The 23,908-nt window shown below is 56.6% G+C and carries 27 protein-coding genes; 10 read left to right on the top strand and 17 right to left on the bottom strand.

Going from position 1 to position 23,908, the window contains the following annotated elements:
- Positions 1–46: 46 nt before the first annotated feature.
- The 8 genes from NAT21_RS14585 to NAT21_RS14550 all read left to right on the top strand — a co-directional run bounded on the left by NAT21_RS14585 (position 47) and on the right by NAT21_RS14550 (position 8,188).
- Positions 47–1,345, top strand: coding sequence for an adenylosuccinate synthase (locus NAT21_RS14585; RefSeq protein WP_250939527.1), 1,299 nt, complete (start codon positions 47–49; stop codon positions 1,343–1,345).
- A gap of 222 nt (positions 1,346–1,567) precedes the next feature.
- The gene (locus NAT21_RS14580) at positions 1,568–2,035 is read left to right on the top strand and encodes an SUF system Fe-S cluster assembly regulator (protein WP_250939525.1); all 468 of its coding nucleotides are present in this window, start codon (positions 1,568–1,570) and stop codon (positions 2,033–2,035) included.
- Positions 2,036–2,091: 56 nt separating this feature from the next.
- The gene (gene sufB / locus NAT21_RS14575) at positions 2,092–3,534 is read left to right on the top strand and encodes a Fe-S cluster assembly protein SufB (RefSeq protein WP_250939523.1); all 1,443 of its coding nucleotides are present in this window, start codon (positions 2,092–2,094) and stop codon (positions 3,532–3,534) included.
- A 68-nt stretch (positions 3,535–3,602) separates the two neighbouring features.
- Entirely contained in the window at positions 3,603–4,355 is a 753-nt protein-coding gene (sufC, locus tag NAT21_RS14570; RefSeq protein WP_250939521.1) for a Fe-S cluster assembly ATPase SufC, read from the top strand.
- Positions 4,352–5,683 carry a Fe-S cluster assembly protein SufD gene (sufD, locus tag NAT21_RS14565; protein ID WP_250939519.1) on the top strand — a complete coding sequence of 444 codons (1,332 nt, stop codon included), beginning with the start codon at positions 4,352–4,354 and terminating at the stop codon, positions 5,681–5,683. Before sufC ends, sufD begins: the two co-directional genes overlap by 4 nt.
- On the top strand, positions 5,680–6,924 hold the full coding sequence (locus NAT21_RS14560) for an aminotransferase class V-fold PLP-dependent enzyme (RefSeq protein ID WP_407658251.1): 1,245 nt from the start codon (positions 5,680–5,682) through the stop codon (positions 6,922–6,924). Before sufD ends, NAT21_RS14560 begins: the two co-directional genes overlap by 4 nt.
- 10 nt (positions 6,925–6,934) lie before the next feature.
- Positions 6,935–7,501 (top strand): putative Fe-S cluster assembly protein SufT, encoded by a 567-nt coding sequence (gene sufT, locus NAT21_RS14555; protein ID WP_407658250.1) that lies wholly within the window; start codon positions 6,935–6,937, stop codon positions 7,499–7,501.
- Between the two features lie 33 nt (positions 7,502–7,534).
- A complete protein-coding gene (locus tag NAT21_RS14550) occupies positions 7,535–8,188 on the top strand; it encodes a SanA/YdcF family protein (RefSeq protein WP_250939517.1) in 654 nt (217 codons plus the stop codon).
- Between the two features lie 12 nt (positions 8,189–8,200).
- On the opposite strand, the gene NAT21_RS14545 is transcribed toward NAT21_RS14550, so the two are convergent.
- The 4 genes from NAT21_RS14545 to NAT21_RS14530 all read right to left on the bottom strand — a co-directional run bounded on the left by NAT21_RS14545 (position 8,201) and on the right by NAT21_RS14530 (position 11,189).
- On the bottom strand, positions 8,201–8,701 hold the full coding sequence (locus NAT21_RS14545) for a hypothetical protein (protein ID WP_250939516.1): 501 nt from the start codon (positions 8,699–8,701) through the stop codon (positions 8,201–8,203).
- A 74-nt stretch (positions 8,702–8,775) separates the two neighbouring features.
- Positions 8,776–9,684 carry a 30S ribosomal protein S6--L-glutamate ligase gene (rimK, locus tag NAT21_RS14540; RefSeq protein WP_250939515.1) on the bottom strand — a complete coding sequence of 303 codons (909 nt, stop codon included), beginning with the start codon at positions 9,682–9,684 and terminating at the stop codon, positions 8,776–8,778.
- A gap of 38 nt (positions 9,685–9,722) precedes the next feature.
- A complete protein-coding gene (locus tag NAT21_RS14535; RefSeq protein ID WP_250939514.1) occupies positions 9,723–10,160 on the bottom strand; it encodes an ATP-dependent zinc protease family protein in 438 nt (145 codons plus the stop codon).
- Between the two features lie 3 nt (positions 10,161–10,163).
- The gene (locus NAT21_RS14530) at positions 10,164–11,189 is read right to left on the bottom strand and encodes a DUF3549 family protein (RefSeq protein WP_250939513.1); all 1,026 of its coding nucleotides are present in this window, start codon (positions 11,187–11,189) and stop codon (positions 10,164–10,166) included.
- Between the two features lie 194 nt (positions 11,190–11,383).
- On the opposite strand from NAT21_RS14530, the gene NAT21_RS14525 reads away from it, so the two are divergent.
- Positions 11,384–11,710, top strand: coding sequence for a YqcC family protein (locus NAT21_RS14525; protein ID WP_250939512.1), 327 nt, complete (start codon positions 11,384–11,386; stop codon positions 11,708–11,710).
- On the opposite strand, the gene brnQ is transcribed toward NAT21_RS14525, so the two are convergent.
- The 13 genes from brnQ to NAT21_RS14460 all read right to left on the bottom strand — a co-directional run bounded on the left by brnQ (position 11,707) and on the right by NAT21_RS14460 (position 23,234).
- Positions 11,707–13,044: a branched-chain amino acid transport system II carrier protein gene (brnQ, locus tag NAT21_RS14520; RefSeq protein ID WP_250939511.1), complete on the bottom strand. Its 1,338-nt coding sequence runs from the start codon at positions 13,042–13,044 to the stop codon at positions 11,707–11,709. The genes NAT21_RS14525 and brnQ overlap by 4 nt on opposite strands.
- A 125-nt stretch (positions 13,045–13,169) precedes the next feature.
- Complete coding sequence (locus tag NAT21_RS14515; protein WP_250939510.1) at positions 13,170–13,790, bottom strand: OmpW/AlkL family protein; 621 nt, start codon at positions 13,788–13,790, stop codon at positions 13,170–13,172.
- A 214-nt stretch (positions 13,791–14,004) separates the two neighbouring features.
- Entirely contained in the window at positions 14,005–14,574 is a 570-nt protein-coding gene (locus NAT21_RS14510; protein ID WP_250939509.1) for an OmpW/AlkL family protein, read from the bottom strand.
- A gap of 157 nt (positions 14,575–14,731) precedes the next feature.
- Entirely contained in the window at positions 14,732–15,475 is a 744-nt protein-coding gene (locus NAT21_RS14505; RefSeq protein WP_250939508.1) for a lipopolysaccharide kinase InaA family protein, read from the bottom strand.
- Between the two features lie 117 nt (positions 15,476–15,592).
- Entirely contained in the window at positions 15,593–16,564 is a 972-nt protein-coding gene (locus NAT21_RS14500; RefSeq protein WP_250939507.1) for a lipid A deacylase LpxR family protein, read from the bottom strand.
- 109 nt (positions 16,565–16,673) lie between these two features.
- Positions 16,674–17,150, bottom strand: coding sequence for an outer membrane lipoprotein (locus tag NAT21_RS14495; protein ID WP_250939506.1), 477 nt, complete (start codon positions 17,148–17,150; stop codon positions 16,674–16,676).
- A gap of 109 nt (positions 17,151–17,259) precedes the next feature.
- Positions 17,260–17,691: a GNAT family N-acetyltransferase gene (locus NAT21_RS14490; protein ID WP_250939505.1), complete on the bottom strand. Its 432-nt coding sequence runs from the start codon at positions 17,689–17,691 to the stop codon at positions 17,260–17,262.
- On the bottom strand, positions 17,684–18,874 hold the full coding sequence (locus NAT21_RS14485; RefSeq protein WP_250939504.1) for a cupin domain-containing protein: 1,191 nt from the start codon (positions 18,872–18,874) through the stop codon (positions 17,684–17,686). The genes NAT21_RS14490 and NAT21_RS14485 overlap by 8 nt, the downstream gene beginning before the upstream one ends.
- 55 nt (positions 18,875–18,929) lie before the next feature.
- Positions 18,930–20,297, bottom strand: a complete 1,368-nt coding sequence (purB, locus tag NAT21_RS14480; protein ID WP_250939503.1) for an adenylosuccinate lyase — start codon at positions 20,295–20,297, stop codon at positions 18,930–18,932.
- Between the two features lie 59 nt (positions 20,298–20,356).
- Positions 20,357–20,971: a high frequency lysogenization protein HflD gene (gene hflD, locus NAT21_RS14475; protein WP_250939502.1), complete on the bottom strand. Its 615-nt coding sequence runs from the start codon at positions 20,969–20,971 to the stop codon at positions 20,357–20,359.
- Complete coding sequence (mnmA, locus tag NAT21_RS14470; RefSeq protein ID WP_250939501.1) at positions 20,968–22,101, bottom strand: tRNA 2-thiouridine(34) synthase MnmA; 1,134 nt, start codon at positions 22,099–22,101, stop codon at positions 20,968–20,970. The genes hflD and mnmA overlap by 4 nt, the downstream gene beginning before the upstream one ends.
- Positions 22,102–22,185: 84 nt before the next feature.
- Positions 22,186–22,635, bottom strand: coding sequence for an NUDIX domain-containing protein (locus NAT21_RS14465; protein WP_250939500.1), 450 nt, complete (start codon positions 22,633–22,635; stop codon positions 22,186–22,188).
- Positions 22,632–23,234, bottom strand: coding sequence for a pseudouridine synthase (locus NAT21_RS14460; protein ID WP_250939499.1), 603 nt, complete (start codon positions 23,232–23,234; stop codon positions 22,632–22,634). The genes NAT21_RS14465 and NAT21_RS14460 overlap by 4 nt, the downstream gene beginning before the upstream one ends.
- A gap of 267 nt (positions 23,235–23,501) precedes the next feature.
- Between NAT21_RS14460 and clpS the strand changes: the two genes are divergently transcribed.
- On the top strand, positions 23,502–23,891 hold the full coding sequence (clpS, locus tag NAT21_RS14455; protein ID WP_434084403.1) for an ATP-dependent Clp protease adapter ClpS: 390 nt from the start codon (positions 23,502–23,504) through the stop codon (positions 23,889–23,891).
- Positions 23,892–23,908: the final 17 nt, after the last annotated feature.

Below are 23,908 nucleotides of genomic sequence, written 5' to 3'. Positions count from 1 at the left end.
CCGCACGTTTTTTTTTTAACCAGTCGATATGGTAGAGATGAACGTCATGGGCAAGAACGTTGTAGTACTCGGCACTCAATGGGGTGACGAAGGCAAGGGCAAGGTCGTGGATCTGCTGACCGAATCAGCATCTGCGGTGGTTCGCTTTCAGGGCGGTCACAACGCAGGCCATACCCTGGTGCTCGATGGAAAGAAAACGGTCCTTCACCTGATTCCTTCAGGCATCCTGCGTCCGGATGTTACCTGTATCATCGGCAACGGTGTCGTTCTGTCACCTGAAGCACTGATCGATGAAATCAAGGAGCTGGAAGACAATGACGTGCCGGTACGTGAGCGCCTGCGTCTGTCTCCGGCCTGTCCGCTGATTCTGCCGTATCATGTGCGGCTTGATCAGGCACGCGAAAAGGCCCGTGGCATTGCCAAGATCGGTACAACAGGGCGTGGTATTGGTCCCGCCTACGAGGACAAGGTCGCTCGTCGTGGCCTGCGCCTTGGCGATATGCTTCACCGCGAACGGTTCGCCAGCAAGCTGGGTGAAGTGCTGGATTACCACAATTTTGTGCTTCAGCATTATCACGGCGAAGAGCCGGTAGACTTCCAGCAGGTGCTGGATCATGCCATGGCCATGGCCGATGAACTTCGCCCGATGGTCTGCGATACCGTAAGTCTGGTGCATGATTTCCGCAAGGCCGGCGAAAATATCATGTTCGAGGGAGCCCAGGGATCATTGCTGGATATCGATCACGGTACCTATCCGTACGTAACCAGCTCCAATACCACCGCAGGTGGTACTGCGACAGGGTCCGGTGTCGGTCCGTTGTACCTTGATTATGTGCTGGGTATTACCAAGGCCTATACCACGCGAGTAGGTTCGGGGCCGTTCCCGACCGAGCTGTTTGACGAATTTGGTCGTCACCTGGCAGAGAAGGGGCATGAGTTCGGCGCAACGACCGGCCGTGCGCGTCGCTGTGGGTGGTTTGATGCCGTGGCGCTGCGTCATGCCGTCCAGATCAACTCGGTCTCCGGGATCTGCCTGACCAAACTGGACGTGCTCGATGGTCTTGAAAACATCCGTGTCTGTACCGGTTACCGCACCAAGGATGGCGATCTGATCGACAACCTGGTAGATAGTGAGGGCTATAGCGCCATTGAGCCCGTCTATCATGAGCTGCCGGGCTGGAGTGAGTCGACGGTGGGTATCATCAAGCTTGATGAGCTGCCGGAGAATGCACGCCGTTACATCGCCTTCCTGGAAGAGCAGGTGGGGACGCCCATCGATATCATTTCCACCGGTCCGGATCGTAATGAAACGATCGTACTGCGCAACCCGTTCCTCGATGACTGAGTGATCGTGATTGGCTAAAGCGCTCCCGACAGGGGGCGCTTTTTTTATGTTTCGGCCAGGGGAAGGGGTCGGTTGCAAATGTTTGGTAATGGTTGTCATTTTCATTAAAAGCCATGAAACGCCATTAACGTGACCCTATCAGGCTGATAACGCACTCAACCTTCACATCAAAACCAATGAGGACTAGAATGGTCCTCAATACGGCGGGAGGTAACACGGTACATGTTGAGACTATCCAGGATGAGCGATTACGCAGCGGTCGTGATGGCGCAGATAGCGCGCTATCCGGACAGCGCGCACGCCGCCGCGGAATTGTCTGACGCCGTTGGCGTACCGAGGCCTACCGTCAGCAAAACACTGAAAATGTTGATGCAGGCGGGGCTTCTGACGTCCCGGCGGGGTGCCCAGGGCGGTTATCGTCTGGCGCGCTCGCCCCATCAGATTTCGGTCAGCGAGATTATCGGTGCCATTGAAGGGCCAGTGGCCATGACGGAGTGCAGTCAGGACGGCAGTGTCTGTGAACTGGCAGCAACCTGTGGCGTGGCCGACAACTGGCAGCGTGTCTCGATGGCCATACGGCAGTTTCTCGATAGCGTGACACTGGCAGATCTGGCGCAGACTGCGCCAATCAAGCTGCCTCTCATGCTGCCTATTCAAAGTGTTTCCGTGGCGAGCATCAGCGACGCCTAGGCAACAGATTCATGCTTCGGGCCGACATAAAAAAGAGCCCGACCAGGGAGAGCACCATGGCTAGTGAAGAGATGGAACAGCTCGTTCGTCGCGAATATACCCAAGGGTTCGTGACGGACATCGAAAGTGATACAGCGCCTCCGGGACTGACTGAAGACACCATTGCCTTCATCTCCCAGAAGAAAAACGAGCCTGACTGGATGCTTCAGTGGCGGCTTGAGGCTTATCATCAGTGGCTGAAGATGGAAAGCCCGAGCTGGGCCCACCTTGATTACCCGCCGATTGATTATCAGGCCATTTCCTATTTCAGTGCGCCCAAGCGTCCCGAGGATCGTCCTCAGAGCCTGGACGAGGTGGATCCGAAGCTTCTGGAAACCTACGAAAAGCTTGGTATTCCCCTGCACGAGCGCGCAGCCCTGGCCGGCGTGGCAGTAGATGCCGTTTTTGATTCCGTCTCCGTGGCGACGACCTTCAAGGACAAGCTGGCTGATGCTGGCGTGATCTTCTGCTCCATCTCCGAAGCCATCCGCGAACATCCGGAACTGATCAAGAAATATCTGGGTACGGTCGTACCGCGGGGCGATAACTATTTTGCGGCCTTGAATGCTGCGGTCTTTACCGATGGCTCCTTCGTTTACATTCCGGAAGGCGTTACCTGCCCGATGGAGCTTTCCACCTATTTCCGTATCAATGCCGCCAATACCGGTCAGTTCGAGCGAACGCTGATCATTTGCGAAAAACAGGCGCAGGTCTCCTACCTTGAAGGCTGCACGGCGCCGATGCGTGACGAAAACCAGCTTCATGCGGCAGTTGTCGAGCTGGTGGCGATGGAAGATGCCTACATCAAGTACTCCACGGTACAGAACTGGTATCCGGGTGATGAAAACGGCAAGGGCGGTATCTACAACTTCGTGACCAAAAGAGGTGATTGCCGCGGCGATCGCTCGCGCATCAGCTGGACGCAGGTTGAAACCGGTTCTGCCATTACCTGGAAATATCCCTCCTGTCTGCTGCGTGGCGATGGCAGCAAGGGTGAGTTCTATTCGGTAGCGGTCACCAACGGTCGCCAGCAGGCAGATACCGGCACCAAGATGATTCACATCGGCAAGAACACCAGCTCCACCATCGTTTCCAAGGGTATTGCCGCAGGTCGCAGTGATCAGTCCTACCGCGGGCTGGTCAAGATTTCACCGCGGGCCGAAAATGCGCGCAACTTTACCCAGTGTGATTCGCTGCTGATCGGGGACAAGTGCGGTGCTCATACCTTCCCCTATCAGGAAATCAGCAACAGCAAGGCGATGGTCGAGCACGAGGCAACAACCTCCAAGATCGGTGAAGACCAGCTGTTTTACTGCAAGAGCCGCGGCATTGATGAAGAAGATGCGGTCAGCATGATCGTCAATGGCTTCTGCAAGGATGTCTTCCAGGAGCTGCCGATGGAGTTTGCGGTTGAAGCCGAAGCACTGTTGAGCGTCACGCTTGAAGGCTCGGTAGGCTGATTGCGCGCTACCCCTATTGCGAGGCGTCGCCCGGGGCGGCGCCACGGTACATTTTTTGAGGTTTGACCATGCTTGAGATTAAAGACCTGCACGCCAGCGTAGATGGCAAGATAATCCTGAAAGGCATCAACCTGACGATCAATCCGGGTGAAGTGCACGCGATCATGGGGCCGAACGGGGCGGGCAAGTCCACGCTGTCTGCGGTACTGGCCGGTAATGACGGTTACGAGGTGACGCAGGGCAGCATTACATTTGAAGGAAAGGACCTTCTGGAAATGGAAGTCGAGGAACGGGCCCGTGCCGGCCTGTTGATGGGCTTTCAGTATCCGGTCGAGATTCCGGGCGTCAAGAATGTATATCTGCTGAAAGCAGCACTCAATGCCCAGCGTGAAGCACGTGGTGAAGAGGAAATTCCTGCGCCCGAGTTCATGAAGCTGATCCGTGAAAAGCTGGCCTACATGAAAATGGATAACAGCTTTCTGCAGCGTGCTGTCAATGAAGGCTTTTCCGGCGGTGAGAAAAAACGCAACGAAATTCTTCAGATGCTGGTCCTGCAACCCCGTCTGGCACTGCTGGACGAGATCGACTCCGGGCTGGACGTCGATGCCATGAAAGTAGTGGCGGAGGGGGTCAACTCATTGCGCGGTGCCGACCGTGGCATCCTGATGGTGACTCACTATCAGCGCCTCCTTGACCATATCGTTCCCGATGTAGTTCACGTTCTCGTGGACGGCCGCGTGGTGAAAAGCGGTGACAAGAGTCTGGCACTGGATGTTGAAGAGCGCGGCTACGACTGGCTGACCGAAGGGAGTGTGGCATGAGTCAAGTGCAGGGCTTTCTGGACCAGCTCGGTGCGCGGCAGCCCCTGGATGCCGAACCAAGCTGGATAGCCGCGCGGCGTCAGGCAGGCGCTGCCCGTTTCGAGGCCGTGGGGTTTCCCGGCCGCAAGGATGAAGAGTGGAAATATACGGATGTGTCCGCCATTGCGCGTCAGAGCTTTACGCTGGCTGACAGCAACGAGCTGAGTGCCGAGCAGTGCGACGCGTTTTCTATAGGCATCGACGCGTATCGTCTTGTGTTCGTGGATGGCATCTTCAACTCGTCATTGTCTGATGTAGATGCGTTGGGCAGTGATGTCACGGTCGAGCCGTTGTCTCGGGCGCTGGCTGATAATCACGAAGCCGTGGGGGGGCAGCTGGGCCGTCTCAATAACGTGGATTTTTCACCGTTCTCCGCACTGAATACAGCGTTCATGGGCGAAGGGGCAGTGATTCGCATCGGCCGAAGGGTGGTGCTGGACAAGCCGGTTTATCTGCTGTTCGTCTCGCGTCACCACGAAACGCCGGTGATGAGCCACCCCCGAATACTGATCGATGCTGCCAGTCAGAGCCAGGTCACGGTGATCGAGCATTACACCGGTGACAGTGAGGCAGCCAATCTGACCAATGTGGTCAGTGAAGTCTTTACTGGCAAGGGCGCACAGGTAGTGCATTACCGCCTGCAGGAAGCAGCGACCAGCGAATTCCACATCAGCAGCCTGCACATCGAGCAGACCCGTGACAGCCATTTTCGTTCGTTCAACCTCAATCTTGGCGCTGCAATTGCCCGTAATGACATTGTTGCCGAGCTGAATGACGAAAATGCCGTATGCGATTATTACGGCCTCTTTTTCGGCCGTGGGCGCCAGCATATGGATAACCACACCAAGGTCCACCATAACGCCCCGCGTACGTTCTCCAACGAGAACTACAAGGGCATCCTGGACGACCGTGCTCGAGGTGTGTTCAATGGTCTGGTGCATATCAAACGTGATGCACAGCAGGTTCGTGGCTATCAAAGCAATGCCAACCTGTTGCTGTCCGACCGGGCCGAGATTGATACCAAGCCTGAACTGTTGATCTACGCCGACGATGTGCAGTGCTCCCACGGCACGACCACGGGGCAGCTGGACGAAAAGGCGATTTTTGCCCTTCGCGCCCGCGGCATTGATGAAGCAATGGCGCGCGGTCTGCTGACGCTGGCCTTTGCCGGCGAGGTCATGGAAAGTGTCACATTGCCGTCCATTGCCACTCGGATCGAGCGAGCGGTTGCCGGGAAGCTGCCGGACCGTTTCAATCTTCAGGATCTTGTAGAGGCCGCTGACGCATGATGATGGACTCAGCACTGATGCTGGATGTAGATGCGATTCGTGCCCAGTTTCCGATCCTGGGGCGTGAGCTCCATGACGGCAAACCCCTGGTGTATCTGGACAATGCGGCCACCACGCAGACGCCGGAGCCAGTGCTTGAGGCATGGAATGACTACTTTCGGCGTTACAACGCCAATATTCACCGCGGGTTGCATACCCTGGCTGACGAGGCGACTGCGGCATTCGAGCAGGCGCGAGACACAGTGCGTGAGTTCCTCAATGCCGCTCGGGTTGAGGAAATCATCTTCACCCGAGGAACCACCGAGGCCATTAACCTGGTTGCCAATACCTGGGGGCGTGCCAATCTGCGGGAAGGGGACGAGGTGATGATTTCCGCCATGGAGCATCATTCCAACATCGTGCCCTGGCAGATGCTGGCCACCTCGCTTGGCATTACGGTAAAGGTGATTCCCGTTGACCAGCGCGGTGTGCTCGATATGCAGGCCTATCAGGCCCTGTTTACCGAGCGCACACGCCTCGTTGCCGTTACTCATGTATCCAACGCACTGGGTACGATCAATCCGATCCGTGAGATGGCCGACATCGCGCATGATCACGGTGCATTGATTCTGGTGGATGGTGCGCAGGCCGTGGCACATGCCCGGGTTGACGTGACCGAAATGGACGTTGATTTTTACGCGTTCTCCGGCCACAAGATTTATGGTCCTACCGGTATTGGTGCACTTTACGGGCGTTACGAGCTGCTTGATGCCATGCCGCCCTGGCAGGGCGGTGGAGAAATGATTTCCCGCGTAAGCTTCGATGATGGTACGACCTTTGCGGCGCCGCCTCACAAGTTCGAGGCGGGAACGCCGGCCATTGCCGAGGCCGTGGCACTGGACAGGGCCATTCGCTGGTTGACCAGTCTGCACTTTGACCTGGTCAGTGACTGGGAGCAGCGTCTGCTCACGCATGCAACAGAGCGCATGCAGTCCATTGACGGGCTGAGCATCATTGGCCAGGCGCCTGAAAAATGCGGAGTGATTTCCTTTGTTGTTGAAGGTGCCCACTCTCAGGATATCGGTCTTCTGATTGATCAGTTCGGTGTCGCCATTCGTACCGGCCACCACTGTGCACAGCCGCTGTTACGAAGCTTTGGGCTGGACGCTACCTGCCGCGCCTCTTTCGGGGTGTACAACACGCTGGAAGAAGTCGATGCCTTTGTAGACGCGCTTGAGCGCGTTCTGGCCATGGTGCGCTGAGGAGTCGATGATGGCGAACAAGCTTCAAGGAGTAACGAAGGGGCAGCAAATGCCCCTTCAGCGTGATGTAGAGGCCATTTCGATCCCGTTCGGCAAATCGGTTACGCTGAATGAAGATGCTGTCGTTCAGGTCATGCAGGCGATGGGCAGCTCGGTCAGTGTGGCTCTTGAAGGTCGCCTGTATCTTGTCGAAGGGCATCAGCTGGATGCGCTTGGACTGTCCTCCGTTCCCCGGCCGACGCTGGATGAACACGCTTCCGATGACGAGATCGAGGCCTTTATATGGGAGCAGCTTCGTACCTGCTTTGACCCGGAAATACCGGTGGATATCGTGGAGCTTGGTCTGGTCTATGGGTGCCGGCTCGATACGCTGATTTCCGGTGAGCGTGTGGTCAATATTCGGATGACCCTGACCGCACCCGGGTGCGGCATGGGAGATGTGATTGCCGAGGATGCGCGCCACAAGATTCTGGGGGCGCCTCAGATCAGCAAGGTCAATATCGAGCTGGTCTTTGATCCGCCCTGGTCTCGTGACATGATGAGCGAAACTGCTCAGCTTGAACTGGGCATGTTCTAGCAGCGGACCTATTTTCGCGGTAACGGGGCAGGCATGAAAAAACTGGCCGCAGTGGCTATCCGGGCTACGGCCTGGTCTCTAATGACAGGGCTGGCCATTCTTGCAGCCCTGAATGCATGGGTCATCCTGTCCACACGCGACCAGATACATACCGACATTCTTGATTGCCCTCCCGTGCCTGTAGGCATCGTATTCGGAACATCCTACGGCCTGCGTGGGGGAGGAGCGAACCCGCACTTTCATGCTCGCATGAATACTGCCGCTCAGCTCTACCGGCTGGGGCTGGTTGATCATCTACTGCTTTCCGGTGATAACCGTACTCGCTATTACAATGAACCACGTTACATGTGGCGTGACCTGCATCGGCAGAAAGTGCCTGACAGTGCCATGACGCTGGATTTTGCCGGTTTCAGTACCTTCGACACCCTGGTGCGTGCGCAGCAGGTGTTCAAGGTCGATCAGGCACTGCTGGTAACTCAGAGCTGGCACTTGCCGCGCGCACTGTTCATTGCCGACCAGCTGGGTATGAATGTACAGGGCTGCGTGGCTCATGCCGACGCCCCACGGCTGGATGTCGAGATGCGCGCCAGGGAATGGCTGGCGCGGGCTGCAACGGTAGGGGATCTCTATCTTTGGCACCGACGCCCGCATTTTCTCGGGCCCACGGTGCCATTGACGGCCGGATAGGGCGTGGCCGCGTTACTTTCCTGAAGACGTGCGCTGGCGTTTACCGGCGCGACGTTGTTTGGGAGGGCGGTGGCCCCTCTCCTTTTTCTGCTGACGGTACAGTTCCCGAATCAGGGACCTGCAGTCAGACCAGAGGCGTTCCAGTGTTTTATCGATATCTTCCGGCAGATCGTGGGTAAATGCCGTGGATAGGGACTGCATCAGAACACGTTCCTGCTCGAGCAGCTCATTGATCAGTACCTGACTGTCATCACCCACGAAGCTTTTCAGCCGACTCCAGAGCCACATGTAATCATCACGCTCGACATCGGCATCCCGCGGCAGCAGGTCAAGATGAGTCTTGCACTGGGTCTGCAGCGTCTTGAGGTCTGCCGTACGCTGGTTGAACCAGGGCGTCAGTGCATCGCGTACCGAATCACGCAGGCGTTCAACATTGTCCTGGTAGTAATCCAGACTGTCAGCCAGCGCTTCGAGCAGGCTGTCCATCGCCACCTGGCGATTATCGAGAAACATGCGCAGTCACCTCCGGTGACGCTAAAGTAGAAATGCTGTGGTCAGTGTGCCAGAGCCCGACCCCGGATCAAACCTCAGCCACGTGGCTTTGGCGGAACGCGTGGCTTTTCGGTCGCGTTTTTTTCAATATGGCTAATAATCAAACCTGCAATATCCGCCTGGGTGGTGGATTCGATTCCCTGAAGGCCGGGTGACGAGTTGACCTCCATGATGACCGGGCCATGATTGGCGCGCAGCAGGTCCACACCGGCTACACGCAGGCCCATGGCCTTGGCCGCTCGGATGGCAGTCGAGCGCTCCTCGGGGGTAATGCGAATGGCGCTTGCCGTGCCGCCCCGATGAAGATTGGAACGAAATTCGCCATCAGCCGCCTGACGTTTCATGGCGGCCACTACCTTGTCTCCGACAACAAAGCAGCGCAGGTCCGCGCCCTTGGCTTCCTTGATATATTCCTGAACCATGATATTGGCTTTCATGCCCATGAAGGCCTGAATGACGCTTTCTGCTGCCTGATTGGTTTCAGCCAGTACCACGCCAATCCCCTGGGTGCCTTCCAGCAACTTGATAACCAGCGGTGCGCCCTTGACCATCTTGATCAGGTCCGGAATATCATCCGGAGAGTGTGCAAACCCGGTAACCGGCAGGCCAAGGCCCTTGCGCGAGAGCAACTGCAATGACCGGAGCTTGTCGCGCGAGCGGGTAATGGATACGGAGTCGTTGAGCACATAGGTGCCCATCATTTCAAACTGGCGCAATACGGCGCAGCCGTAAAAGGTGACCGATGACCCTATCCGCGGGATAACGGCATCGAACTTTTCGAGTTCCTCACCCTTGTAATGAATAGTGGGGCGGTGAGAGGCGATATTCATGTAACACCGCAGCGTATCAATAACCCTGACAGTGTGACCACGTTCTCTGGCCGCTTCTTCAAGGCGACGTGTTGAATACAGTGAACGGTTGCGTGACAAAATAGCGATATGCATGGCAGATGTCCTTGTAATTGTAACGACCAGTCCGTGATCTAGGGTGTGTCGTGCAAAAATGAAGCGCCCGGAGCAACCAGTAGCCGGCGCATGGCGCGACGCCCAAGCAGCATGGGATGACGCATTTCCTGGCGATTGACCAGTGTCAGCTCGATATCATAGGAAAGCTCGCCCAGTTTCATCAGGGTACGGATGACACAGCGATTTTCGCTGTGTCCATTCGAGCTTTTGACCTGGCGTCTGTCATACAGCGGCAGCTCGAACTGGCGCGATATATTGTTGTCATTACCGCCCCAGCTGGTAAAGCGCACATACCAGTGGCCTTCACGCTCAAAGGAATGAATATGCTCGGCATGCAGGGCGGAGGTGCGTGCACCGGTATCCACCTTGCATGGCAGTGTCAGCTCAAGCTCGGGAAGCGTGACTATTTCACGCCGACCGATAATGGCACGAGGTTCATAGGGCAGTGATGTCATGAGTCAGTGTCGGGTCACAGGTGATAGTCGTAGGGCCAGCGCCGAATCTTCCGGGGCGTCGCGCAGCATCATGATCAGGGGCAGTCGAAGTCTTGGCAGCAGTGCCAGCTCTTTTAGCCATCTGGACATATCCAGTGTAGACGAGCGCGCGAGGTGCTCCAGAAAGGAGGCAAGTCTGGTTTCATGTTCCAGATGATGCCAGCCCCGCACTGCCAGAATCGCGAGGTCTTCATCGGCCAGGGCATCACGACCAAGCAGGGTATCGGCCCATTGGGATGCACGGCCTTCCCGGCTCGCCAGTCCCGCGCGTGCGCAACTATACGCTACTTCTCCGGTACGCACGCTATTTTGTTCGGCCAGGGCTTCAAGCAGTTCAGGCGTTGTTGGCGGGAAGAATTCAAGGCAGGCACAAAGCGCCTGCAGTGCCTGATCATCAAGTGCATCAAGACACATTGCCCACTGGCGTTCACGGGTCTCATCCTTTCTCGCCACAATGTCAGCCACGCCCTGCCAGCCAAGCGATGATCCGTGCTCACGCGCCGACAACCCGTTAAAATAGCTCTCTGCCATTTCGGAAAAACGACTGGCCGGTTGACCTGCATCACGTGCAGCCAGGGCATGAAACAGTGCCATGGTCAGTGGCGGCGGATCAAAGGCCAGCGGATTGTCCTTCATGAGTGGATCCACTCCTTCCACGGGAGCCAGTGCATCCAGTGGCTGTTGACCAAGTGTTGCCAGCAGGCGGTGGATAAAACCGTCCCGCATGGCGGGCTCCAGAAGGCCCTGTTCATCCAGTGGAAAGGCCAGAAACCAGACCAGAGGGGTTGATGTACTGTCGCCAGGAGGCGCGAAGGTTATAGCGACCCGTGCTCGCTGCTGCCAGGGCAGTGGCCAGGGCAATCGCTGGTCTTCAAATGCCTGAAAGGCTTCTGGGGAGCAGGGTGCTATTTCTCGTCCCAGATGATATAGCCGGGGGGAAATACCGGCCTGTTCGAAAATGCCTGATAGCGTCAAGGGCGGTGCTGACATGGTGTGTCCCTGCTCCTGAAATCATGAATGTACATTCGATGTTCAATCGAGATGGTTAAAAAGTAATCAGTTTGCCGCGAGCGGCATGCGCTCAAGGCTACACGAAGTTGTCCCCGTGTTATCCACATGCTCATTCAGGGTAATTGTGCATGATATCGGGGACAGCACAGTCAAATCCCAATGTGAGGTAATTCATGTCGCAAAGTGAAGCAATGCAGCAGGCGATGCGTGAACTCGAAGCGGCCATGAAGGCCGCTGATGTCTGGAAGCAGGAGGTGCCCCAGCCCCAGGCCTTCATGAGTCGTGAGCCTTTTTGCGTTGATACCATGTCCTTGCCGCAATGGCTTCGTTACGTCCTGCTGGCTCGATTACAGGCTCTGATTGATGCCGGTACGGCTTTCCCGTCACCTTCAAGCATCGCACCGGCCGCGGAGCTTTACCTGAAGGAATATCCGACAGGTAAACGGCTACCTCTGATTCAGGCTCTGGAGCGTATCGACGGCATCATGAATGATGCCTAGGCCGTTTCAGTACGCCGGTCGGGGGACGGAATAAACTGAAGAATGGCCCCCAGACCAATGCCTGCCAGTGCCGGCATCAGCCAGTCGGCCTGTTCCCTGGCCAGCGGCAGTGCTTCCTTGAAGGTGCTCAGGGCTGGCCAGGCATCCAGAAGATGGGCGGCAGCCAGTCCGTCCAGCAGCCCGGCGGGCAGGGTCAGTAGCAAGGCTGCATTGAACATTCTTCCAGGGTGGGGCAGGAACGGACGCACGAGGCTGAGCAGGATCACTACGATGGCCAGAGGGTAAAGGGCACTCAGAACGGGTACAGAAACCTGTATCAGCGTGGAAAGCCCCTGTAATGCTACCACCACACCCAGTACACCAAGGATGATGACGATGGTGCGATAGGACACACGTTCCATCAGGCCGTGAAAGTATTCGCCACAGGCGGTCAGAAGGCCGATGGCCGTCGTCAGGCAGGCCAGTGTAATGACGGCGGCCAGTAATACATTGCCCGTTGGGCCGAACAGGGCATTGACGTAAGCAGGGATCAGTTCGCCACTGCCGGCGCCGGGCGCGACGAGGTGGCTTGTTGCTCCCATGTACGTCAGTGGCAGGTATACGCCCGACAGGCAGATGCCTGCGACCAGTCCGGCCAGCAGGGTGTAGCGTGTCAGGCTGGCCGTATCGGTCACGCCCTTGCTGCGTATGGCATTGACAATCAGGATGCCAAAGACCATTGACGCCAGCATGTCCATGGTCATGTAGCCGTGCTGAAAACCCTGAGCAAAAGGGGCATCCTGCCACTGCGGAGATACGCTACCCAAAGGGCCCTGAGGAAAGAGAACGGTGGCACCGGCCAGAATCACCAGCAGAATGATCAGCAGTGGTGTAATCCACTTGCCAACTACATCGACCAGCCTGCCGGGCATCAGGGACAGCGTAACGGCAATACTGAAAAAGCCGATGATGTACAGGGTCTGATCCAGCGACGATGCCTGACCGAAAAAGGGTTCTGCACCCATGCTCCATGACACGGTAGCTGTACGCGGCATAGCAAACATGGGCCCGATGCTCAGATAGATGGCCAGTCCGAACAGCGTGGCTGCCCAGCGTGGCAGCGGTGAAAGAATGCGGTCAAGCCCACCACCTGACACGGCGACAGCCACGATGCCGAGTACCGGCAGACCTACTCCGGTGGTTAAAAAGCCCAGGGCAGCCGGCCAGACATCGGTACCGGCCTGCTGACCGACCTGAGGGGGGAAGACAAGATTGCCGGCGCCCAGAAACAGCGCAAAGGTCATGAGGCCCAGGGCGAGGGCGTTGGTCAGGGTTAATCGGGGAGTAGAAGGCATGAGTATCTGTACTGGTAATCAGCGAAGGCGTGTCAAACACGGGGGACGCGGATTATCCCAGATCACTGCTGCGCTGACAAAAAAGCAGGCACCGATGTGCCTGCCCTTTATTTTGCAGAAAAGACTCAGAAGCGGTAGCTGATACCGCCCATGACGACAATGGGATCGATATGTACTGTCGTTTTGGTGGCTCCGCCGATTGTCGCGTCGGAGTCAATGTCAAGATACCAGGCTGCTGCGTTAACTGCCCAGTGGTCGTTTATCAGCAGATCTACCCCGGCCTGGGCCGCCCATCCCCAGGAGTCATCCATGTCGAGACTGGCACCGCTGTCCAGCTTTTCGCTGCTGAAGCGAGTGTAGTTGACGCCGCCACCTACGTAAGGCTGGACTCGCGCATCAGTGCCACCCAGCGGATAGTATTGCAGTGTCAGCGTCGGCGGGAGATGTTTGGTTGATCCTGCCTTGTCACCGTCCAGGTTGATATCGTGTTTGAAGCGCTGTGCGGCCAACAGTTCGACGCCCCAGTTGTCCAGAAAACGATACCCCAGGGTCATGGCGAAACCGGAGGAGTCGTCAACGTCGAGGTCAGCACCGCCTACATTGGCGTTGTCACTTTTGGGAGATACCTTGGCCACGCCGATTCGGGTGAAGAAATCGCCCTGGCCATAGGACGCCAGTGCCGATTGGGAAAGGGGGAGGGTGCCAGCTGCAATGATCAGTGCCGGGAGGAGATGACCGGTTTTCATGACGTTTGTCCCTTGTAGGATGTATCGCTTTGGTTTTTTTGCGAACACTGTTCGTAGCGACACCTTAACGGCGGGATAAACGTCTGTCGTGAGACAAGTTGTCACACATTAATCTTAATTAGATTAGATTTAAATACCTGAGTTTTTTACCAGGAATTACAGGCATTGAAAAGGCCGCCCGAGGGCGGCCTTGAGTCGACATGGCAATCGACGATCAGAAGCGGTAAGTCACACCACCGCCGACAGTCAGCGGATTCAGGTCGAGGTGACCGCTGTCGCCGCTCTGCTGAGCGCTTACATCCGTGTACTGAGCGAATCCATTGAGTGCCCAGTTGTTGGTGACGTTCAGGTCAACACCGGCCTGGCCAGTCCAGCCCCATGCAGAGCTGTCGATGCTTTGCTGGTTGCTGTTTTCGCCATTGAAGCGAACGTAGGTCATGCCACCGCCTACATAAGGCTGTACCTTGGCATCCGTGCCACCCAGCGGGTAGTACTGAGCCAGCAGGCTGTAGGGACGCGCCTTGAAGCTGGCACCGGTATTTTCATTTTCAAACTTGGTGCGATCGCTGGTATTCAGCTCGACACCCAGCTTGTCAGTAGCCATGTAGCCGATACCGCCAGTCCAGCCGGTATCATCATCGTACTTGCCGCTGGCTGCGGAGTCGGTCTTGGAAACATCACCGCGAACAAAGACATCACCTGCGCCATAAGCCAGTGCAGACTGAGCGGCCATTGCAGAAGCGCCGACAATAACGGTAGCGGAAATCAGTTTAGCGAGTTTCATGATGTGTACTCCCTTGAAAGCCTGTCAGTGTTCGTCTATTTGCGAACGGTGTTTCTAAACGATGAAGACACTATAAGAAACACTGTTCGATTTGTCACTCTATTTTTTTTTACTTTTGACTATTATGGCGATTGCTAAAGACTATCAGACGGAAGTGCTATGATTTTCCTTTTCGCTTCAATCGCTTATTCAGCTTCTCCTGCCAGAATCTGCCTGACTCTACGGTGCCGGCATAAGCGGTAAAAAAGGTCGTCCAGTCTTCGGGCTGCCAGGTGGTCAGGCGGCGCGTGAACACATCCAGGTCCCTCAGCCGCTCGGCTGTCCTGCGGAGCAGCGGACGTGATTTTTCAAGATCTATCAGTCGTGCTTCCCAGTGGCCTGGTTGTGACTTGAGGAAAACGTGCTTGGCATACAGGCTGCCGTGCATCCAGCCGGTGTCGTGAAGTGTTGCCAGCAGGCGTGCACTGGCTTCGATAACACTCACTTGTTCATGTTCAGACAGTTGATTCCAGCGGGCATGCCAGGCAATCAGGTCGCTGTACCCTTCCAGGGCAGGCGTTACCAGAATCGAGCACCATGTCCCCTGTGATCGACGTTCTCCAAACCAGGCCGCTTCAAGGGCGGGGATATTCAGTGCTTCAAAGCGTTGAATATTTCGAAATTCACGCGCAAAGGTAGGTTCACCAAAGGGACGTTGCAGGCTACGTCCGAGGTGATTGGTCTGCCGTTTGACAAAAAATCGTTGATCTTCAAGTGTCAACAGGCTGACTTCAGAATGGCCACCACGCTCCAGGTTGGGCACGTCAACGGGCTCGAGATCAAGATTCCACAGGGCGTCGAAGGTATTGATGTGGTGGCGTTGTAACAGTGGCGCCCATGAAGGCGCAGTAAAATTTTTCATGTAAAGAAATCAGTCAGGATTTGGTGTCGATAGTACGATTATTGAAACCTGATGTAATCAGTCTGGTGGTTGATTGTTCAGGCCATGGTTGTACTTTTCATACGTTGAAGAGGGCGATTAAAGACTGGTAGACAATATGACAGAACCAAAGCGGTCGCTTCGATGCTGCTGTTCGAATTCATGTGTTCGCCAGACACTGGTAAAAGCCAGATTCCAGCGACTGACGCTGAATGCCACACCAGCCACGAGATCACCTACCCAGGGACGTCGATCCACTTCCGGACTGTTTTCAAAGGTATTGCCGTCCAGCAGTAGATTATGGGCCATGTAGCGACCGGTAATGCCCGTAAAGACATACCATCCATTTGCCCGGGAGGGAGTGAAGAGGGTGCGAGTACTGCGGCCGGGGGCTACTGCAGGTATGCCGTGGAAATCGTTCAGGTGCTGGCCGATGCGAACCATCATCCCGGTTTCAGCGTAATCATGGAGATTGCCCAGCGCGAAACCGGCATTCGGGCCGTACTCCAGAGCAAGGCTGCCAAGGGTATCCTGTACCCACCAGGCCCGGTTCCAGCCAACGGTCAGTGTGGGTTCATTATGAAGCTGGTTATGCCAGCCATTTGCCCTGTCACTGTCGATCAGATGGTGAAAATTGTTCTGCACGGTCTTGCCACCGGCGGCCGGACCTACAATGCCGGCCTCGATATAAAGGGTATCCGCAATTCTTAGCTTATGCTGCTGCGCATCCTGGAACAGTGACACTCCGCCATACAGATAACCTGCATAGGGTCGATCATCTTTGACCGGATCATGAGCATCCGTATTTTCAGGTGTGTAGATCTGCTGGCCCAGATGGTAGCTGACGGCTGCCAGGGTGCCTCTGGACCATAGGGGAAGCGCGCTGGAAAGGTCTCTGGTCCAGTGATCCTGGCCCGGTGAAAAGGTCCACTGTGCTTCCAGACCATTGGTATAATGGCCATCGCCATCACCAGTAAAAATATCGTTGTCCAGCTTCAGGCTCACGGTGCCGCTCGCAAGGGCTGCGGGTGAGAAGGCCGTCAGGGCCAGAGCAAGTGCGGGTAAGCGCATGAGATGTCCTTGATATCTGCAAGTGGTGTTTGATTAGCCAGCTAAGCAGAACTATAGATCATACTCTGGACTTCGCTACGTCTCACCCGCGTTCTGCCGGTGTAACAGCTTAATTGGCCGGCGTCACGGCAAGATCATTGCCGGCTCCGATCAATCTCACACGATCACCCACGTTATAGGGGTGATCGGCCTTTTGTACTACCACAACCTGTTGGCCATCATCACGCTGCACCTGAATTTCGTAGGCGCTGACCCTGTTGACCGACTGTTCCACCCTGGAGCCGGCGACCGCACCTCCTACTGCGCCTGCTGCAGAGGTTAGAAGACGGCCGCTGCCACCTCCGAACTGGCTGCCCAGCAGACCACCGATCAGTGCACCACCGATGCCACCGATGCCGGTATCATTTTCGTTGCCTGACTGAATGGTTACCGGGCGCACACCGGTAACGTTGCCGTAGCTGACATTGCGGGCTGTCTTGGCCTGATTGCCGCTGTAGACGTCGCCCGAATAGATGTCACTGTTGGCACAGCCCGCCAGTGACAGAACACCGGCCAGCGCGAGAGCGGTATAGGAAATCTGTTTCATGGTGACTCCTGCATCATGCCATCAACCGGCATTATTTGATTGAAACACTGTTCTAAAACCTGGAGCTTTGAGTTTGAATGTTTCAAAAGGTTCCGGATGATGGATTCGGTCAGTCCAGCGCACAACTCATGTCGCGATGGGGAATACCCGCTTCCGTATAGGGTTCACCCTGTGCGGTAAACCCCAGTTGTTCATAAAACGACAGGGCGTGCAGCTGGGCAGAAAGCATCAGATGAGTATGGCCCTGATGATGGGCCTCCAGCAATACCTGACGAAGCAGGTCCTGGCCCAGCCCCTTGCCTCGCCATTCGGGATGGATGGCCACTCGACCTACATGGCCATCCGGCAGGAGTCTGGCCGTGCCGACGGCCTGATTATCAGCAAACAGGACAAAGTGCAGGGCACGTCGGTCCAGACCATCCCACTCTTCTTCGCGTGTAATGCCCTGCTCATTGATGAAGACCAGTTCACGCAGGGGGCGGCACCATTGGGACAGGGTGTCCCACTCACCTGCACGAATGGTGATGGCAGACTCAGTCATCGTCTTCCTCCGATTCATCTTCCAGTAGCAGGGAGCCACGAGTGACAAGACCGGCCAGCAGCGCTGCTGCCTGAGGGTCGAGAGTCAGAAGGGTTTGATCGATCGGTGTACTGGAGGCCAGCGCACGAGCAAGCTCCTCTGTGCAGGAGAGGCCATCACCATCAATGAACAGGGTGCTGATGCCCCTGTCGGTGTGATAGGCAAACCGTGATCCGAGTGCCCTGACAAGCTCCCCACCTTCCTCAAGCCAGGCCGTCAGCGCTTCAGCGCCGAGGGGAGTATCCGCTTCGGCGAGCTGGCCCGGGTAGCGAGGCTGGGTCATGTAGCGGCCAAACCAGGCGGCCAGTGCTGCCGGATTATCCAGCGTCGATAGGATCAGCTCTCGGGCGCGCGCCAGGGCTTCCGGCCCGATCTCGCCTTCGTGAGGCTGAGGAGTCAGGTCCGGATCCTTGTAGCGTTGATCATCCCGAAGTTGTTCACCCCGGAAATCGGCAAACGAGGTCACCATTTCATCGGCAGACGGTGCACGAAACCCGACGGATATGGTCATGCAGTCGCTGCTCATGCTGACCCCGTGATGAGCCAGCCGGGGTGGCAGGTACAGCATGTCGCCGGGTTCGAGTACCCAGTCCTGATCGGGAGTTACTTCAAAGCGCCTGAGTATTCGAAGGTCTATGCCTTCTATCAGGGGAGCATCTTCGTCCTGCAGGCCGCCCAGTTGCCAGCGGCGCTGTCCGCTGGCCTGAAGCAGGAATACATCGTAGTTATCAACGTGGGGCCCCACGTTGCCACCTGGCGGCGCATAACTGATCATGATGTCATCGAGCCGCCAGCGGGGGATGAAGCTGAAATGCTCCATCAATGCAGCGACATCAGGCACATAGTGATCAACGGCCTGTACCAGCAGTGTCCAGTCCTGCTCACCGAGTCTGGCAAAGGTCGTCTCATCGAAGGGCCCGTGCGATACCTGCCACACCTTGTCCGGCCCGTGTTCCTCAACGAGGCGCGCCTCGACACCTTCCTCACAGGCCAGTCCGGCCAGCTCTTCCGCGCTGAGCGGATTGTCAAAATCCGGATAGGCTCCCCGGATCAGCAGGGGTTTTTTCTGCCAGTAATCGCGCAGGAAGTCAGCGGTAGACAGACCGCCCAGCAGGGACAGCGGAGTATTCGGTTCATGGGGCATGGTTTGGAGGTCTTGCAAAGAGGAGCGGGGCCGGGGCACGGCCCCGGCACGAAAGTTACAGGGCGCGAGCCTGAGCAGAGGCATTGCCGATATAGCTGGCCGGTGACATGGCCTTGAGGTCGGCCTTGACTGCATCAGGCAGCGCGAGGGTATCGATGAAGGCCGCAAAGCCCACCTGGTCAATACGCTTGCCGCGGGTCAGTTCCTTGAGCTTCTCGTACGGTTTCTCGATTCCGTAGCGGCGCATGACGGTCTGGATCGGCTCTGCCAGTACTTCCCAGCTGTTATCCAGATCATCCATCAGGCGTGTAGGGTTGGCTTCAAGCTTGCTGATGCCCTTGATTGATGCCTGATAGGCGATCAACCCATGAGCCAGCCCGACACCCAGGTTACGCAGGACCGTGGAATCGGTCAGATCACGCTGCCAGCGGGAAATCGGCAGTTTCTGAGCCAGGTGGCCCAGAATGGCATTGGCCAGGCCGAGGTTGCCTTCGGAGTTTTCAAAGTCAATCGGGTTGACCTTGTGGGGCATGGTCGATGAACCAATCTCGCCTTCGACCGTGCGCTGCTTGAAGTAGCCCAGCGAGATGTATCCCCATACGTCCCGATCAAAGTCGATCAGGATCGTATTGAAGCGACATACACTGTCAAACAGCTCGGCAATATAATCGTGCGGTTCGATCTGGGTGGTATAGGGGTTGAAGGTCAGCCCCAGGGATTCGACAAATGTCTGGGCATTGTCGGCCCAGTCAACGTTCGGATAGGTGGCCAGGTGGGCATTGTAATTGCCCACGGCGCCGTTGATCTTGCCCAGTATTTCGGTGGACTCGATCTGGCGCAGTTGACGGCGCAGGCGCGCGGCAACGTTGGCCATTTCCTTGCCAAGGGTGGTGGGGCTGGCGGTCTGGCCGTGAGTTCTGGACAGCATCGGCTGGTCGGCATGCTGATGCGCCAGTGCCACGACTTGTTCGACAACATCCCGCATGGCCGGCAGCAGCACATCGTTCAGGCCGCTACGCAGCATCAGGCCATGAGAGAGGTTGTTGATGTCTTCACTGGTGCAGGCGAAATGGACAAACTCGCTGATGGCGTTCAGTTCGTCATGATGTGAAAGCCTTTCCTTCAGGTAGTATTCAATGGCCTTGACATCATGATTGGTGGTTCGCTCGATGTCCTTGATGCGTGCTGCGTCCTGTTCACCGAAGTCAGCGATCAGCCGGTTCAGAAACGCACGGGCATCGTCGGACAGGGCACCGAGTTCCTCGATGCCGGGATGGTCAGCCAGCCGCTCAAGCCAGCGGACTTCGACGATAACGCGGGCCTTGATCAGGCCGAATTCGCTGAAATGCTCGCGCAGGTCGCTGGTCTTGCTGCCGTAGCGGCCATCAATGGGGGATAACGCTGTCAGTGAAGAAAGTTGCATGTCGAGTTCCGGCGTGTTCTGGCAGTGAGTAACAATGAGTTGAAAACACAGGCTGCAATTCAGCGACCATCCATGTGTTTCAGGGCTTCCTTGAGTTTCCCGCGTTGAAACAGCAGCGACCAGCGGCGTCCACCGCGCTGATGCCACAACAGGGCAAAACGAATGCCTGCCAGCAATACCGCACGAATCCGTTCGGGCATCATGCGGCTCTGCAGCAGGCTGGGGTCACCCTGAACGACAATGCGATACTTCAGCGTTGACAGGGTGTCCTTGTAAAGCTCTCCCAGGCTTGCCACCACGTTTTCGTGTTCAAGCCCGAAGTGCTCCGATTGTGCCTTGATACGCTCCAGCCGCTGGCCGACATGATCCATCATGTCGGGGTTCTTTCTGAACTTGTTCATCAGCAGCACCATGGAGAAGGCGTAGCGCATCACATCGGAGGAGGCCTGGGTGCGATCAAAGGCCTCTGTCAGGGTGTCCATGCCCTTGCGAAGATTGTTCGTGTGATTTCCGTAGATATCCTCGAAGCGATCAGGGTCGGTCTGAAGGGTGGCAGACAGCAACGTGTGCAGGTCACGTTCATTGCACTGGCCCGTGCGTGCCAGTTCATCGGCTACCGCGGCTGCCTGAAACACACCCGCAAGGGCCAATGCCTGTTCTTCAATGGTCGTCATGCTGCGGTGTCCTGACGCTTGCTGGCCGTACGGATAACGCCTCCGCCCAGGCAAACATCGTCCTTGTACAGAACCAGGGATTGTCCTGGAGTAACAGCGCGCTGAGGCGTATCGAATACGACCGTCACCGTGCCATCCGAGTGTGATTCAACCTGGCAGGGCTGATCCTGCTGGCGATAACGCACCTTTGCGGTAGCCCGAAAGCGCGTGGCTGGTGCGTGTCCGGCCACCCAGTCAACGACTTCACTGTCAATTATCTGGGTGTAAAGCAGGTCATGATGCTTGCCCTGTACCGCGACCAGTACGTTGCGCTCGAGATCCTTGGCAGCCACATACCAGGGGTCTTCGCTGTATCTGGCCAGTCCGCCAATGCCCAGCCCCTGGCGCTGGCCCAGGGTGTAATACATCAGCCCCTGGTGCTCACCGATCACATCGCCTGTTTCCGTTTCAACAAGCCCGGGTTGTGCCGGCAGATACTGGCTCAGGAAATCCTTGAAGCGTCGCTCTCCGATAAAGCATATTCCGGTGGAATCCTTCTTTCGGGCCGTGGCCAGGCCCTGTTCTTCGGCAATCCGTCGTACTTCAGGCTTTTCAAGTTCGCCGACCGGGAACAGGGTGCGGCCAATGGCATCACTGCCCACGGCATGCAGGAAATAACTTTGATCCTTGTTGGCATCAAGCCCCTTGAGCAGAACGGCCTGACCATCGCGCTCTCCGCGGCGGACATAGTGGCCGGTGGCGATCAGGTCAGCGCCCAGCAGTTCAGCGTATTCAAGGAAGACCTTGAACTTGATTTCCTTGTTGCAAAGGATATCGGGGTTGGGCGTTCTGCCTGACTTGTACTCGGCCAGGAAATGCTCGAACACGTTATCCCAGTAGTCGGCAGCAAAGTTGGCCGTATGCAATCGGATGCCCAGACTGTCACAGACGGCCTGAGCATCTGCCAGGTCATCCTTGGCGGTACAGTATTCGGTACCGTCGTCTTCATCCCAGTTCTTCATGAACAGGCCTTCGACCTGGTAACCCTGTTGCAGCAATAGCCAGGCTGATACGGAAGAATCGACGCCCCCGGACATGCCTGCGATGACCTTGAGGCTCGAAGGGGCGGGCGAAGCGTTGGAAGAGGTCATGACACGCTCGGCGATCAAATAGAAGTGACTGTAGTTGTGTCGAGTATACCTGATGCATCAGGCGCGCTTAACCCCTGTCAGTGCTTATCCCTCGACAACAAGCTCAAGCGGAAAGCGGCGGCCGGCCAGTGCATCCTGCACACGCCTGAGCACCAGTGGGCTTCTCAGTCGACCATCGATGGATAGCGCCTTGATGGCATCAGGCGTCAGCCAGTGCGCGGCAACAATCGGAGTATCGAGGGGCGCATCAACATGACCTGTAACGTGCGCCAGAAAACTATGGCTATGATAGGTAACGCCGGAGGAGCTGGTATGTACATAAAGGCCCAGATAGCCATTGAGTGCGACGGTACAGCCACTTTCTTCACGTGTCTCACGGCGGGCAGCGTCGAACAGTGTCTCCCCCTGTTCCAGGTGACCGGCGGGCTGATTGAAGACGGTTGGCCCGGGTCCCTGCCGCTCTTCCACCAGTAGAAAGGCATGTTCATGCTGAATCACCGTGGCAACCGTTGTGTGGGGCGTCCAGCGCCTCATGAGCGACGGTTCCTGGTGATAGGCCTGCGTGCAGACCGTGGCCTGTCGGGGCGAGGGGCGTGCAGTTGTTCGCTTCGCCACTCACCCGGGGCGAGCTGGCCAAGCTGCCAGCTTCCGATGGCCTGACGTACCAGTCGCAGGGTGGGGTGTCCGATGGCTGCTGTCATTCGGCGTACCTGACGGTTTCGTCCCTCACTGATACGGATTTCAAGCCAGCTGGTGGGCTGGTTGGCACGGAATCTGACCGGCGGATCACGCTCCGGAAGCGCTGGCGCATCGATATGGCGTACCTGCGCCGGCCGGGTGGGGCCATCCTTCAGTCTGATGCCCTGGCGAAGCTGGCAGAGGGCCTGGTCGTTCGGCAGGCCCTCGACCTGAACCCAGTAGACCTTGGTCAATTTGTAGCGTGGGTGGCTGATACGATGGTTCAGCGCGCCGTCATCGGTCAAGAGCATCAACCCTTCACTGTCATAATCAAGCCGCCCCACCGGATAAATGCCTGGCACTGTAATGATATCTGCCAGCGTTCTGCGCCCCTGGTCATCAGTGAACTGGGGCAGCATATGAAAGGGTTTGTTCACAAGATAAATGGTACTCACGGCGATCCTGTAGAGGGGTAAAAGGCAATTGCCGGATATGGCGATATAAATGTGGCCTGCTTCATCCGAGCAGACTACAGGCGCCATGGTACAACCCTGTATCAGCAGGTATAGAGTAAAGCGGAATAATCGTATTCACTCATTTAGTGGTTACGAGTTGCATCTTCTGCCTCTCGCCACCATCTTTCAACAAGGCATGCAGGGATGAGTCATGGCGATATTGGCGTTTTTCGGCAATCTCCCTTGTGCTCGAATGCCCTGCCTCTTATGTTCAAAGAAGACTCAACTATGCACGACACCAAGGTGAAAGGAGTTTGGCTCGCCGGTATGAATCCGCCGTCCTCTCCGGAGGGAAACGAGGACAGCGATGTCGCCGAGCAGCTCAGCGACCCTGAACTGAAGGAGCCTCCGCTGTATAAAGTTGTGCTGCACAATGACGATTATACTCCCATGGAGTTCGTCGTTGAGGTGCTGCAGACTTTCTTTGCGATGGATAATGAACGGGCAGTGCAGATCATGCTGGCTGTCCATACTCAGGGCCAGGCGACCTGCGGGATCTTCACGCGCGATATCGCGGAAACCAAATGTCATCAGGTCAATGAATACGCTCGAGAGTGTCAACATCCACTGTTATGTGATGTCGAACAGGTCGACTGAAGTGCCGAATGCGGCAA

This window comes from Larsenimonas rhizosphaerae, assembly GCF_023700005.1.
In the GTDB taxonomy this organism is placed as follows: Bacteria; Pseudomonadota; Gammaproteobacteria; order Pseudomonadales; family Halomonadaceae; genus Larsenimonas; species Larsenimonas rhizosphaerae.
This window is presented reverse-complemented; position numbering and strand designations above follow the sequence as displayed.